Genomic DNA, 14,641 nt, shown 5'->3' on the forward strand with positions numbered 1-14,641 from the left:
CATGAAGTCTGTCGCCCCAGCAGTATCCGCCGCGCCCGCCTATGGGCCAAAGCCCGCAGCGGTCTACACCTGCGCCATGCATCCCCAGATAAGGTTGCCGAACCCCGGCGCGTGCCCGATCTGCGGCATGACGCTGGAGTTGGTTGCCCCCGTCTTGACGGAGCAGTCTTCTATTGAGCTTAGGGATATGACTCGCCGCTTCTGGATGGCGGTGGTCTTCTCGGTGCCCCTGCTGTGGCTGACCATGGGACATGACGTCGGGCTTCCGGATCCGAACGACGCGATCAATCGCATGGCGCAAGCGTTCAAGCTTCCGCATCTCCTGTCCGTCTCGTGGTCGCAATGCTTGCAGGGCTTGCTGGCGACACCGGTCGTTCTATGGGCTGGATGGCCGTTCCTCGCGCGGGGATGGAGATCCTTCGCCACGTGGCAGTTGAACATGTTCAGCCTTATCGCCATAGGGGTTGGGGCAGCGTATTTCTTCAGTCTTTTCGTCTTGTTCTTTCCTGCCAGTGTTCCCGATGCGTTTCGACGCGGGGGTGAACTGCCTTCGTATTTCGAAGCTTCTTCCGTAATCGTGGCGCTTATTTTGCTAGGGCAGGTGCTTGAACTGCGTGCGCGCTCGCGGACCACCGGCGCGATACAGGACTTGTTGAAGCTGGCGCCACAAACGGCGGATAGAGTGCGCGTCGACGGTACGGAAGAAACCGTTGCGCTCGAGATGGTTGTCGTGGGTGACACTCTGCGCGTCAAACCCGGCTCAAAAATTCCTGTCGATGGCGTGGTCTTGGAAGGGCGATCGAGCGTCGATGAATCCATGATTTCCGGGGAACCGATCCCGGTAGAGAAGGTAACCGGCAGCAACGTCACAGGGGCGACCGTGAATCAGACCGGATCCTTTCTGATGAAGGCCGAGAAGGTCGGGAGCGAGACCCTGCTCGCGAGAATCGTTCAATTGGTCTCCGAGGCCGGGCGCTCTCGCGCGCCCATTCAGAAGATTGCCGACGAGGTTTCGGGATGGTTCGTCACGGCGGTGCTGGTGGTCGCGGCCGTTTCGTTCGTGGTCTGGATGCTCTTCGGACCGCAGCCGGTGCTCGGAAACGCTCTTGTCGTGGCTATCAGCGTACTCATTATCGCGTGTCCGTGCGCGCTCGGCCTGGCTACGCCAGTTTCGATCATCGTGGGTGTCGGACGAGGGGCGAAACAAGGTGTCCTTATCAAAGATGCGCAAGCGCTGGAGCTGATGGAAAAGGTGGATACCCTGCTGGTCGATAAAACCGGGACGTTGACGGAGGGTCGGCCACGGGTGCGTGCAGTCATCGCGCTTGACGGATTCACCGAAACTTTGCTGCTCGCTTATTCAGGCGGCCTCGAGGGGCAGAGCGAACATCCGCTGGCGCAAGCTATTGTCAGTGAGGCGCGCGAACGGAATGTCACGCTTCCCTCCGTGTCCGACTTCAATTCCGTGACCGGCAAAGGTATAAGCGGGACGATCGATGGCCATAGCGTCTTGCTCGGTAACGCGCGGCTGATGGATGACGCGAAAGTCGATTGCTTAGCCGCGAGAGCAGGCGTGGAACGACTGCTGACAGACGCGCAAACGGTTATGGTTATGTATCTTTCGGTCGACAGCAAGCTAGCTGGCTACCTTGGTGTGTCGGATCCCGTCAAAGCCACGACGCCCGAGGCAGTCAAGCAGCTTAGAGCGTCCGGAATCAAGATAATCATGCTAACGGGCGACAATGCGATGACCGCTAACGCCGTTGCGAAGGTTTTGGCTCTGGACGGCGTGAAAGCCGAGGTGCTTCCGCAAGACAAACATAAGTATGTGCAAGAGTTGCAGGAGCAAGGACATGTCGTCGCGATGGCTGGAGACGGTGTGAACGATGCGCCGGCCCTGGCGCAAGCCAATGTTGGCATAGCAATGGGGACAGGAACGGATGTGGCGATGAATAGTGCGCGCATCGTCCTTGTCAAAGGCGACCTGCGGGGTATCGCAACCGCAAGGCAGTTGAGCGTCGCCACGATGAAGAACATCCGGCAAAACCTGTTCTTTGCCTTCGCCTACAACTTGATCGGGATACCGATCGCGGCGGGCGTTCTTTATCCGTGGTCAGGCATCCTGCTAAGCCCTGTTATCGCAAGTGCCGCCATGGCATTCAGTTCCGTGTCGGTAATCGGAAATGCCCTACGCCTCAAGGCGGTCAGGTTCCACGGCGCGCCAACCTGACTTCACATATTGACGCCTACACCGGTGCATTGATGTCAGCGACCCTGACCAGCTTCTTGTTCACGAACTCCTGAATGCCCATCTCGGACAGTTCTCGGCCGTAACCTGAGTGCTTGACGCCACCGAACGGCAACTCCGGTGTCGTCCAGGTCGGTTGGTTGACAAACACCATGCCGGTGTCGATGCGGCTCGCCATGCGCTTGCCCCGTGCGATATCCCTTGTGAAGACCGAACCGCCAAGACCGAAGTCTGAATCGTTGGCGAGCGCCACCGCTTCGTCTTCGTTTTTTACGGTGAAAAGCAGGGCGACCGGTCCGAAAAACTCATCGCGGAATGCGGGATTGTCTGGCCGGATATGGGTGAGAATCGTGGGCTGCATGAATGCGCCTGGACGATCAAGACGCTTGCCGCCCATGACGAGCTTCGCACCGTGAGCAACCGCTTGTTCTACCTGATCGAGGAGTTTGACGAGAGCCGATTCGGTCGACAGCGGACCCAGCGTCGTCACGGGATCCATCGGGTCGCCCGGCCTGAGCGCCTCAAGCGCCGTTTGAAACCTGTGCAGAAAGTGGCCCGCTACTTCCTCGACAACGATAAAGCGCTTGGCAGCTACGCAGCACTGGCCCATGTTGTTCATCTTGCCCCACACAGCCCATTTGACCGTCTTTTCCAGGTCCGCATCTTCGAGCACGATGAATGCGTCGCTGCCGCCCAGTTCCATTGTCGACTTCTTGAGGTTCATCCCAGCCCGGGCGGCCACCACTCTTCCGGCGTCCACACTCCCAGTCAACGCTACGCCCTTGATCCGCGGATCATCGATTACCTGATTGACCTGGTCATAGGAAATCAGAAGGTTGGTATAGGCGCCTGCCGGTGCACCTGCGTCAAGCCATAGCTGCTCGAAAGCGATGGCGCACTGGGGCACGCAGCCGGCGTGCTTTACCATCACTACATTACCGGCCATCAGATTCGGTGCGGCAAAGCGTGCGAGTTGATAGTACGGAAAATTCCACGGTTGTACGCCGAAGAGCACGCCTAATGGGCTGCTTTCGACTTGCGCTTCCCCTGTGAGCGGTTGCAGGACCCGGGGTGCCAGGAACGACTCCGCGTTCCTCGCGTAGTAGTCGAGGATATCTGCACTCAGCTCCACCTCACCTCGAGCCTGTGCGACCAGCTTACCCATCTCGAGGGTTACCGGCCGGGCAAACTCATAGACCCGCGCGCGCATCAGCGCTGCGGCTCTTGCGACAATTGCCGCTCGTTCGTAGAAACTGGTATGCCGCCAGGTTTCAAAGCAAGCTTGTGCGTGCTCGATTGCTATTTCAAGCCGCTTATTGTCAAACTCTTCGAATGTTTTCAGAATCGTACCGTCATACGGGTTCACGCTTTGATAGGACATGACCGGCTCTCATTGGTAAGGATGGCTATCGAAGCGAAAGCAAGTTTCGCTCGACTTGAAAAATTGAATTTCAGTCCGCCGTATCGGGCGGAGCGGATGAACGTGCCTCTAGCCGTCTGTTCCTGCGACGACGCGCCATTTCGCCGGCTCTCATCGTGTCTTGAGCCGGCACGCTCGAAGAAAGACGTGCGAATTCCTGGTCCACCATGCTGGCAAGATCGCCTTCGCTTACCTCCGCTCCGGGCGGAAGCGAAAGCAATGACTCAAGAAATGTTTGCGTTGTCATGGGAGACTCCTTTGCTGGCTACGGCCAATTGGGAACGACGTTAATCAAATACAATTTTTATCACTGGGCGATAGTTGATGGCTCTTACTGCGACGGAGAATGGAATAGCCGGCGCGAACATCGTGCACAGTCAATCGGCGCCATGAAACGAGAGACGGGCTTCGATGCTGACTTCGGGCCGTCACAGGCTTGAGTCGGTAGTCGCTCGACGGGTTTTAGCGCAGAGCTGAGAAGCAACCGCTATAAAAACGCCTAATTTTCCAGCGAGTTCTATAGCCGAGAGAAAAGCAAGGGAACGTGAGTGAGCGTATTCGGATGACACTGCAACCGCGATCACGGCTACGCTAACCAGACACAGAAATGCAAGAGCATATCTCGCCAGGATAATTCCCTTAAAGGAAAGAACAGCGAGCGCAACAAACAGGAGCTTCGAGGTCAATAGCGCGGAAGACTGTTCAACGCTCGTTCCGCTATCTATTTCCCATGGAAGTTCGACTAAAGACCACAGCACGACAAAGCAGGTTGAAATTGTGGCCCACCTATCCATGCCCGCGGCTAGGTATCGCGTGGCTCGACCGCCCGATTCGACCGGGAGCAGCCCGGGTTTCGGCAACACGCGCCCGCTGCTGTCCGGGTTCATATGGATCGGCTGTACATGAGTTTTGCCTTTAATAAGGGCTTCACCGAGCCTGGCACCTAAGTCGTTAGCAGCTTAAGCATTTGCAGGGCACGTTCGTGGATGATGCTGCCACGCGACCAGTAACGTTCTGATCGAAGATGCGATTGCGCCTAAAAGGTAACGCCTGAAAATTCACTACAGGATAGCTTTCGACGTGGCAAAGCGAAAGACTCGGAATCTACTCAGATCAACGTGATTGGGCGATAAAGCCGCGTGGGAATTAGCCAGTGGCTTGCTACGCAACGCGGTTCGCGAACGGCGCACGCCGCGGTTGTTGCACGGCAGCCTGGCAAGGATTGCCTCGTCGGTTACCGCGCTGGAACTTCAGCCACGGTTTAAGCATCTGCGCTTGGGTTTATCGTCCGACAATCCCTTCTATCAAAGGCGCTTCGCGGGTAGCGACTTCAAGTTTGCGCGAACCCTTTTTGCTGCCAAAAGCGACATATAGTCAAGGACGCGTGCTCCATCTCGATAGGAGGCCATCGTGTCCTCATACATCTTCGAGACGGCTAGCACCGATGTATGCGTTTCTTCGGCTATCTGCTCAACAACTCTCTCATCGCTGGGTCTATTCACTTTGATTTCCTCGTTCGGAAGCAGTAGGGGAAAAGCTGAATTTTCCAAAAACGAATGACGAGGTGATCGCAAAAGCAAAGAGTTCTTCGTCTGGATCGGCGCTTCGCGAAGTGTCGCGTGCACAATTCAAACTAGCATTTTTGTACGAGCCGCCGTTGACTCAGATCAAGGCAGATCTGTTCGAGAAATAGCGCGGGCATGAATGCCAATGAACAATGGCGTTCACCCGGAATTTTGCTCCGCCACTAGAGAGATAGCGTCGTTCGGAGCAGGGGGAAGGGAGAAGGGCAGGCGGGTTGCAAACCGAATGCGTTAGCCCCGCGACTTACCCCGGCTCGCCTTTAGTTTTGGTTATGGCCGAAGCCGGCGCGAAAGGCGGCCCCAGCTTTTTCGCAATGAGGTCCATGAGATAGGCGGAAAAGTACACCACCGCAGCGCCCAGGGCTAGTCCACGCAGATCGTCAAAGCCCACAAAATGGTGGGTTAAATATTGGACCGCACAGTAGACCACTGCGAAATAGATCCAGATGTAGAAGGCATCGACGGGACGGTCATGCCGCCGATGCGGTGCATGATGGTGAGCACCCGTCTTTAGTTCCGGAGAGGATTGTATTTGCATGTTCTATCGTGGCGGTGCCGTTGGGTTATTCGGTTGGGGGACCCTGCCGACCAAACCTCTTTAAGGCGCTTGGTTTAAAGCGGACTTAACGCACCGCTTAGCACGATGTATGAATGCATCGTAATGGGGAAAACATTAGTCCAGTAGTTGCCATCCATGTCTGTTTGATATGGATCAAATAGTGCGCAAGACTGGCCGGCCTATGCTGTCAGCACTCTTTCGGTGGGAGTAACGCGAAACACGGGCGGAACACGGCCACTCAGCTTCACTCCTTGCTTCCCCGACGATTGCCTTACCGCTGTTCTGGATATTACCGGCCGGCAAGACAGCGAGGAGCATGTTACCTACCGGCGAACCAGCAGCTCGAATTCGTGACCGGTGCTTGGTTAAGCCTTGCGCTCGCGAGTCGAATGCAAATCACGACATCGCAAAAGGACGGGCTTATGCAAATTCGAGAAATTCGATCAAAGATCAAGAGCGTTACCAATACGCGCAAGATTACCCGCGCGATGGAAATGATGGCGCGTACAAAAATGGCTAAAGCGCAGCGACGCGCGCGCGTGTTCCGGCCGTATGCGGAGCGTATTCGCGCCATAGCAATACGTCTTCACGAAGACAAACCGGACTACATGTCGGCTTTCCTCGCTCGACGCATGCCGGTTGCCCGGGTCGGCCTGATTGTTGTCAGTACCGACCGGGGTTTATGCGGGCCGCTAAACAATCGCTTGCTGCTCAAGTGCTCGGAGGCGTTGGACGAGTGGCAAAAGGCGGGAGTGAAGGTCGAGGTGAGCGTGATCGGGTCCCGGGGTATCGGCCCATTGCATCGTCATGGCGCCAACGTTGTAGCGCGTACCGGCGTATTGACCGCGGAGCTGCACTTTGATGCGTTCTTCGGCACGATTACCGTGCCGCTCAGCGGATTTCTCAACGCACAGCTGGACGAAGTCTACATTGCGTATAACCACCTTTCCAGTGCCCTGTCTTATGAGCCTAAGCTCGAGAAGGTTCTGCCGCTAGACGAGCTCCTGGCGAATCGTGACGGGCCGCCGGAGCCCTTGCCCGAGTATATCTACGAGCCGGACCCCAAGCCCGTGGTCGACACCTTGCTGCTGCGCTACGTCGAATCATTCATCTACCAGGCGGTTGCCGAGAATAATGCCTGCGAGCAGTGCGCCCGAATGCTGGCGATGCAAGCGGCGACCGACAATGCCGACCGCATGCTCAAGAACCTGGTTCGCGTTTATAACAGGACCCGCCAGGCGGCGATCACCACCGAGCTATGTGACATCGTCAATGGCGCATCGGCCGTTTAAGCCAAGGTAAATATGGACCATCTCTTGCGGGTCGACATTCTTAGTGTCGAAGAATTGCTTTTTACAGGCGACTCTACTTTCGTTGTATTGCCGGGCGAGGTAGGTGAATTGGGCATTTATCCCGGCCACGCGTCCCTGATGACGCGCATTCGACCAGGGGTTATAAAGATCCGTCAGCCTGGGGCGGCTGAAGATCAGCATGTTTTTGTCGCAGGAGGCGTGCTGGAAGTGTTGCGGGACTCGGTCATCGTGCTGGCTGACCATGCAATTCGCACGCCGGAACTTGATTCTGCACAGGCAGATGAAGCGAGAGCTAAAGCAAGCGAACTTCGCGACCAGTTCGCAGGCGAGAGCCGAGGAGAATTCGATTTCGCCGCGGCTAAATCGGAACTGATGGACGAACTGAGAAGGTTCTTTCTGTTGGCCCTGCACGAGAATACTCGTTGAGTGCGGTGACGGCTGCACTGTTGGCGAATAGGTGCAGCACCCTATTCGCCAACATGAAACGGTGTACATCCCCTCATGGAATACGTTTGCTCTGAGCGCCCTGAGCTTTTGGATAGAACCGCGCACCGTCGAGTTCGGACAGCAACTCGTACTCACGATACTTCGCCGTCACGTCACGCTGGGCAGCATCGAGCAGTACGCGCGCTTCATCCGGGTCCGACTTCGACAGGCCGCTATAGCGGATTTCGTTGTAAGCATAGTCCCGCAGGGGAATAGCCGGACGGGGTGAATCAAGGCAGAAAGGATTTTGCCCAACGGCACGTAGCGCCGGGTTAAAGCGCAAGAGAGGCCAGAAGCCGCTCGCGACAGCAAGCTCTTGCTGTTTCATACCATGGCGCATGTCAATGCCATGCGCGATGCAATGGCTGTAAGCGAGAATCATGGACGGGCCATCGTAAGCTTCCGCCTCGCGAAAGGCGAGCAGCGTTTGCTGAGGATTCGCACCCATGGCCACCTGCGCGACGTAGATATTGCCGTAGGCGATCGCTTGCAGCGCCAGATCCTTGCGTGCCACGCGCTTGCCTGCGGCAGCGAACTTGGCGACCGCGCCGAGCGGTGTTGCTTTGGATGCCTGACCACCTGTATTCGAATAGACCTCTGTGTCGAGCACGAGCACATTCACATTGCGTCCCGTCGCGAGCACGTGATCGAGACCGCCATAGTCGATATCGTAGGCCCAGCCGTCACCCCCGACGATCCAGATACTACGGCGAACCAGGTGATCGATCAGCGACAGCAGATCGCGCGCGGAGTCGGTTTTCAGCGCGAGCAACTTCGACCTCAATTCAGCGACGCGCTGGCGCTGGGCGCGGATATCTGATTCCTCCGTCTGCGGCGCATCGATAATCGCTTGTGCGAGCGCCTCGCCTACTTGCGGCGCGAGAGAGCGCAGCAGCGTGAGTGCCATGTCGAGGTGTTTGTCGGCGGCGAGGCGAAAGCCAAGGCCGAACTCGGCGTTGTCTTCGAACAGCGAGTTCGACCACGCCGGGCCCCGGCCTTCGTGGTTCAGCGTCCAGGGTGTCACGGGCAGATTGCCGCCGTAAATCGATGAGCATCCGGTCGCATTGGCGATCTGCGCCCGGTCGCCGAACAACTGCGACAGCAGCTTGAGATAAGGCGTTTCGCCGCATCCGGCGCACGCACCGGGGAATTCGAATAGCGGCTGCAAAAACTGGACGCCGCGCACGTTCTTGAAGTCGACGCGTGAGCGATCGTTGACCGCAAGGGTCTCGAAGAACGCAATGTTCGCGAGAGACTCGGCGAGCAAGGGTGCTTTCGCGGTGAGGTTGATCGCCTTGACATCGGCTTGCGTGGAACTTTGAACCGGGCACGCTTCGACGCATAGGCCGCAACCGGTACAGTCTTCCGCATACACCTCAAGGGTGAAACGTTCTTCGGGGTAGCCTCGCGCATTGACGGGCGCCGACTTGAACGACGACGGCGCGCCGTTGAGCTGGTCCTCGTTGTAGTAGCGCGAGCGGATCACGCTGTGAGGGCACACGAATGCGCATTGCCCGCACTGAATGCACGATTGCGCATCCCAGCTTGCGACGATATCGGAGACGTTGCGTTTCTCGAATGCGGCCGTCCCCGATGGAAACGTGCCATCGGCAGGCATCGCGCTGACGGGGATCATGTCGCCCATGCCCGCGAACATCTTTGCGGTCACACGCCGAACGAATTCAGGGGCGGTTGCCGGCACCTGCGCTGCAAGGTCGTGCGCATTGGTGGCGCGGGCGGGCAGGGGTACCTCATGAAGATGGCTTAGGGCGGCGTCGACCGCCGCATTGTTCTTTTCGACAGTCTCCTCGCCCTTGCGGCTGTAGGTCTTGGTGATTGATTCTTTGATGTGGCGCAGGGCCTCGTCTCGCGGAAGCACGCCTGAAATCGCAAAGAAACAGGTCTGCAGGATCGTGTTGGTGAGGTTCCCAAGGCCCGCGTCGCGCGCCACGCTGGTCGCATCGATGACAAAAAAACGCAGCTGTTTGTCGATGAGCGTTTGCTGCACCGAGTGGGGCAACTGGTCCCACACTTGCTCGGGCCCGAACGGGCTGTTGAGCAGAAACACGGCGCCTCGCGCGGCCAGTCGCAACATGTCCTGCCGCTCCAGAAAGCCGAACTGGTGGCAGGCGACAAACGACGCCGATGCGATCAGATATGGTGCCCGGATCGGCTCGTTCCCAAAGCGAAGATGTGATGCCGTTTGAGCGCCTGACTTGTGCGAATCGTAGACGAAATAGCCCTGTGCATAGAGCCCCGCATCCTCGGCGATGATCTTCACGGTGTTCTTGTTGGCGCCGACAGTCCCGTCGGCGCCCAGTCCGTAGAAGACCGCGGTCTTGACGCTCGGCGGCTCGATGGAGAAAGCTGGATCGTAAGTGAGGCTGGTGTGAGACAGGTCGTCATCAATACCAACCGTGAAGCTGTTTTTCGGATTCGGCTTGCTCAGTTCATCGAAGACTGCGCGTGCCATTGCCGGCGAGAAATTTTTCGATGAAATGCCATAGCGTCCGCCGATCACGCGCGGCATCGTGCTGCGCTCGCCGCTCGTGAATGCTTGAGCAAGCGTACTGACGACATCGAGATAGAGCGGTTCGCCCGGAGCGCCCGATTCCTTTGTCTGTTCGATCACGCCAATGGAGCGCACCGTCGCGGGCAGTTGTGCGAGAAAGTGCGCGGCGGAAAACGGCCGGTACAGACGTACCTGGAGCGCGCCGACTTTCTCGCCCTTCGCGCAAAGCGCCTTGACTGTCTCACGAACCGTTTCCGCACCTGACCCCATGGCGATGACCACGCGTGTGGCGTCTTGCGCGCCTTCGTATTCGAACAGGCGGTACTGGCGTCCGGTCAATGCGGCAAAGCGAGCCATGACAGCGTCGACAACGGCGGGTACTTTCTCGTAGAAAGGATTGGATGCCTCGCGCGCCTGAAAGTAGGTGTCCGGATTGTGGGCCGTGCCGCGAATGAAAGGGTGCTCGGGACTGAGCGCGCGTTCACGATGCTCGCGGACCAGGCGGTCGTCGATCATCGCGCGGATGTGTTCGTCAGGCAGAAGCTCGAGTGTGTTCAGTTCGTGCGAGGTGCGAAAGCCGTCGAAGAAATGCAGGAAGGGCACCCGCGACTCAAGCGTTGCCGCCTGGGATATCAAGGCGAAGTCATGCGCTTCCTGCACCGACGCGGACGATAGCAAGGCGAAGCCGGTGGTACGCACGGTCATCACGTCAGAGTGGTCACCGAAGATCGATAGTGCGGAGGTTGCCAGCGAACGCGCAGCGACATGGAACACGGTCGCCGTCAATTCACCCGCGATTTTCAGCATGTTCGGCAGCATCAGCATGAGACCCTGCGACGCGGTAAACGTGGTCGTCAACGCGCCGGATTGCAGCGCGCCATGGACCGCGCCGGCTGCACCACCTTCGCTTTGCATTTCCTGCACGACCGGAACGTTGCCCCAGATGTTCTTGACACCTTTGGCGGCCCATTCGTCGGCGAGTTCCGCCATGGTCGAAGAGGGCGTGATCGGAAATATCGCGCAGATCTCGTTGACGCGGTAGGCGACGTGGGCGGCTGCCGTGTTGCCATCCATCGTGGTTCTGTTGCCCATTATCGTTTCCTCTAACGTGGAACTTCAGCTACGTCAGGCAAGACCGCGCCCGATGGTTCTGCAAACATGTCGATCGCGTGACTAGGGCACTGATCGAAGCAGACCGCACAGCCGGTGCAGCGCTCGAAGTCGACGCGGTACCCTTGGTTCGGCCCGAGCTTGACGATCGCATCTTCAGGACACGCGGCGAGACAGTTGTCGCATTCGAAACAGTTGCCGCATGAAAGACAGCGCTTGGCCTCGTGTACCGCTTCGCGTTCGCTGAGACCGCTGACCACCTCATCGAACGACTGGATTCGATCCGCGGCGCTGCGCTCGTTTTGCCGCGATGGTTCGGCGTCGCTGTAGATCAACAGGTTGAGCAGCGCGAAATCGGCTATGGGATGCTTCGGTGCGGACTCGCGCACGAGGCCGTTGAGCCAGGCGTCGATATGCGCGGCCGCCTTTTTGCCATGGCCCGTCGCAACGGTCACGCTGCGCTCGCCCGGTACAAGGTCGCCGCCCCCGAAGATGCCCGCTTCGCCCGTCATCATGTTGGGACCGACGATCATCGTGCCGTCAGCTTGAAACTCAATGCCGGGTATCTGCCTGAGAAATTGGCTGTCCGCGTCCTGCCCGAGCGCCAGCACAACGGCGTCAGTATGGAGCGTTTCGAATTGTCCTGTCGGCTGTGGATGCCCGTGCTCGTCGATGCGCATCCTTTCGACTGTCAGGGCGCTTGCGTCGATCGCCGTGATCGTAGTCAGCCATTTGATCTTGATGCCTTCGGCGAGCGCTTCGTCCGCTTCGAACCCATGGGCGCTCATATGCTCGCGATCGCGCCGGTAGACGATCAATGCGTCGTTCGCGCCTAGTCGCTTGGCGGTGCGCGCCGCGTCCATCGCCGTATTGCCGCCGCCATAGATGATCACGCGTCGGCCGAGCAACGGCGTGGTTCCCTGCTCGACGTCACTTAGCAATGACACGGCGTCGAATACCCTGGCTGCATCGCGCGCGGGAATGTCAACGTGCCGGGAAAGGTGGGCGCCGATCGCCACGAAGACGGCGTCGAAGTTGCCCGCCCGTTTCTCCGCGAGCAGATCCTCGACCTTGTGGTTCAGCACGAGCTTTACGCCAAGCGCTTCGATACGCGCGATTTCACGCATCAGGATGTCGCGTGGCAGGCGATACGCGGGGATCCCGAAGTGGAGCATCCCGCCGGGAAGCGGACCGGCGTCATGGATCTCGACAGCATGGCCGCGTCGTGCCAGGTGATAAGCGGCCGACAGGCCGCTTGGGCCGGCGCCGACGATCAATACGCGCTTGCCGGAAGGCGGCATGTCGACCGGCAAGGTCCAGCCGCCTTCGATCGCCTTGTCACCCAGAAAGCGCTCGACAGCATGAATGCCGACCGTACTGTCCAACTCCGCACGGTTGCAATGGGACTCGCACGGGTGGTAGCAGACGCGCCCGTGTATGGCGGGCATCGGATTGTCGCGCACCAGCGTTTCCCAGGCCGCCCGGAAGTTGCCCGCCTGCGCATGAGCCATCCATGCCTGAATGTCTTCGCCCGCGGGACACGCGGCATTGCACGGCGGCAACAGGTCCACGTAGACGGGGCGTTTGGAACGCCTGGGCCCCGCGCCCGTGACGCTTGTCAACTCGACCCTTGGCGTCATGTCGGTGTGCTTAGGATAGGTCATTTCAATGCTCCGTGATCGCAGACGGATTTGGCACCGGCGGCGTAGATTCGCCGGTCGTGCCGGACCGGGCCTTCACTGCGCTGCCTGTCTCTTTCAAGAACAACGACAAGACGATTGCAAGCACGATGGCGGCGATGCCCACGGTTCCCGCCTTTTGAAAGACCGGCAGCGACAGTTCCGCGCCACCTGAAATTCTTGTCAAAAGCCAGCCGTATAGCGGCGCCATCACCGCGCTGAACGTGAACACGAGAAAGTTGATGGCGCCCGTCGCGCTGCCTTTCACATGATCCGGATTGACTTCTTTGATGATGGTGTAGGGAATCATCGCGGCGCCAGACCCAAATCCAAGAATGAAGCCAGCCAGGTAGGGCGGCAGGGTGTTCTGCGGCAGGTAGAGTATGGAGAGTGCGGCTGCCAGCATCACGAGAGCGCCAGCGATCAACATGGGCTTGCGGCGGCCGATCCGGTCGGCAATGTACCCGAGCACGGGACAGCCGATTACCCAGCCAAGCGGCACCATTGACGCGCGATTGACAGCTTGCGCATAGTCGATATGCCAGCCGTCGCGCAAAAAGGCGACACCCCAGATCATGTCGCCGATAGTCGTGGGCAGGAACAGCAAGCCTGCGGCGAACCCGCACAGATACGATTGCGGATTTGTCAGTACGGTCTTGTACGGTGTGAACATCGACCAGATTGACGACTGTTCCGCTGTCCGGGCATCGTGATCCGCAGGGGTCAGGATCAGGATGAGGGCCGCGACAATCACGCCTGCTAAGCCCGCATACAGCCAGAACTGCTGCCAGACAATTCCACCATGAATCAACGGCGCGACGACGAACTGACCCGCCGATCCGCCCAACATGCCGAAGCATTGGGTGAAGCCGACGGCTGTAGCCAGATAGCGTGGCGGAAAGCCGTGGGTGGCGAGGTATACGGCACCGGTGAAGGCGAATGCACCACCGGCGCCCTGGAGCAAGCGGCCGAACTCCGCGGAAGCGACCCATCCGGCTCCGAATAGCGCGGCCCCGCCCGCGAGCATGGCGACGCCTAGCGGGATGACGTATTTCGCGCCGTACCGATCCAGCGAGGCGCCGGCAACGAGAGAGAATAATGAATACGTGTAGTAGTAGAGCCCGACGAGCGAACTTACGCCGAGCGCGGAAAGCGCGAAGGCATGGGTCAACTCTGGAACCATGACGCCCGGAGCCGAGCGCAATGCGTACTGCCCGAAATAGAAGATCAGGCAGAACACCCAGGCGACAATGAACGCGGGGTGAAAACAGTCGGTACGCGATGATGCGGGAGAGTTGGATGGCACGACGCACTCCAAGACGGTGTGTCCAGATACTGTGCCTTTAGCGGTTTCCGGGAGTGATGTAGATCAAAGATATCGCCAGCGCCACGGGCGGTCCTGGTGCAATTCTCTGATCTTCTATTTCCAGTCGTTCTACAACGTTAGTCGAGCGAAAGCATCTTGATCCCGCTGACATCTGAACGCAGCATCGGCCTGACGAAAACCTCGACACCGTCGACTTGACGCAGATCAATTGCGCCGAAAAAGATACCGCTACAGTCGTTTTGAATCGCTGTTCCCGAGGCAAGTCACAACGGCCGCGATGGGTGGGCCTTGCCCTTAAAGGTCTCACCGGGCTTCACCGGGCTTCATCGGGTCTCACGAACAACATCACCCTCTGCGCGTAGTCATTCACGTTTTGAAGAAGACTCTCGCATGGGTTCGTACAC

General features: G+C 58.6%; 11 protein-coding genes. 4 read left to right on the plus strand and 7 right to left on the minus strand.

Annotation, left to right across the window (positions count from 1 at the left end; translation table 11 throughout):
* Position 1 precedes the first annotated feature (1 nt).
* Complete coding sequence (locus HB376_RS17290) at positions 2-2,230, plus strand: copper-translocating P-type ATPase (RefSeq protein WP_255631401.1); 2,229 nt, start codon at positions 2-4, stop codon at positions 2,228-2,230.
* A 16-nt stretch (positions 2,231-2,246) separates the two neighbouring features.
* Here the strand turns inward: HB376_RS17290 and HB376_RS17295 are convergent, their stop codons facing one another.
* Together HB376_RS17295 and HB376_RS17300 are read right to left on the minus strand one after the other, a co-directional pair.
* A complete protein-coding gene (locus HB376_RS17295) occupies positions 2,247-3,629 on the minus strand; it encodes an NAD-dependent succinate-semialdehyde dehydrogenase (RefSeq protein ID WP_213764888.1) in 1,383 nt (460 codons plus the stop codon).
* 70 nt (positions 3,630-3,699) lie between these two features.
* Positions 3,700-3,915 (minus strand): hypothetical protein, encoded by a 216-nt coding sequence (locus tag HB376_RS17300; RefSeq protein ID WP_213764889.1) that lies wholly within the window; start codon positions 3,913-3,915, stop codon positions 3,700-3,702.
* 892 nt (positions 3,916-4,807) lie between these two features.
* Here HB376_RS17300 and HB376_RS41730 point away from each other — a divergent pair.
* Positions 4,808-4,933, plus strand: a complete 126-nt coding sequence (locus HB376_RS41730; RefSeq protein ID WP_213764890.1) for a PEP-utilizing enzyme — start codon at positions 4,808-4,810, stop codon at positions 4,931-4,933.
* 39 nt (positions 4,934-4,972) lie between these two features.
* Here HB376_RS41730 and HB376_RS17310 read toward each other — a convergent pair whose 3' ends face one another.
* Positions 4,973-5,170, minus strand: coding sequence for a DUF3562 domain-containing protein (locus HB376_RS17310; protein ID WP_213764891.1), 198 nt, complete (start codon positions 5,168-5,170; stop codon positions 4,973-4,975).
* Positions 5,171-5,495: 325 nt separating this feature from the next.
* A complete protein-coding gene (locus tag HB376_RS17315; protein WP_213764892.1) occupies positions 5,496-5,789 on the minus strand; it encodes a hypothetical protein in 294 nt (97 codons plus the stop codon).
* Positions 5,790-6,232: 443 nt separating this feature from the next.
* On the opposite strand from HB376_RS17315, the gene atpG reads away from it, so the two are divergent.
* Together atpG and atpC are read left to right on the plus strand one after the other, a co-directional pair.
* A complete protein-coding gene (gene atpG, locus HB376_RS17320) occupies positions 6,233-7,102 on the plus strand; it encodes an ATP synthase F1 subunit gamma (protein WP_213764986.1) in 870 nt (289 codons plus the stop codon).
* Positions 7,103-7,114: 12 nt separating this feature from the next.
* Positions 7,115-7,549, plus strand: a complete 435-nt coding sequence (gene atpC / locus HB376_RS17325; RefSeq protein WP_213764893.1) for an ATP synthase F1 subunit epsilon — start codon at positions 7,115-7,117, stop codon at positions 7,547-7,549.
* 73 nt (positions 7,550-7,622) lie between these two features.
* On the opposite strand, the gene nifJ is transcribed toward atpC, so the two are convergent.
* Genes nifJ through HB376_RS17340 form a run of 3 tightly spaced genes read right to left on the minus strand, consistent with a single transcriptional unit; the run spans position 7,623 to position 14,216 of the window.
* Positions 7,623-11,213, minus strand: a complete 3,591-nt coding sequence (gene nifJ / locus HB376_RS17330) for a pyruvate:ferredoxin (flavodoxin) oxidoreductase (RefSeq protein WP_213764894.1) — start codon at positions 11,211-11,213, stop codon at positions 7,623-7,625.
* Positions 11,214-11,224: 11 nt separating this feature from the next.
* On the minus strand, positions 11,225-12,895 hold the full coding sequence (locus HB376_RS17335) for an NAD(P)-binding protein (protein ID WP_213764895.1): 1,671 nt from the start codon (positions 12,893-12,895) through the stop codon (positions 11,225-11,227).
* A 1-nt stretch (position 12,896) separates the two neighbouring features.
* Entirely contained in the window at positions 12,897-14,216 is a 1,320-nt protein-coding gene (locus HB376_RS17340) for an MFS transporter (RefSeq protein ID WP_213764896.1), read from the minus strand.
* Between the last annotated feature and the right edge of the window lie 425 nt (positions 14,217-14,641).

Source organism: Caballeronia sp. dw_19 (genome assembly GCF_018449515.1).
In the GTDB taxonomy this organism is placed as follows: domain Bacteria; phylum Pseudomonadota; class Gammaproteobacteria; order Burkholderiales; family Burkholderiaceae; genus Caballeronia.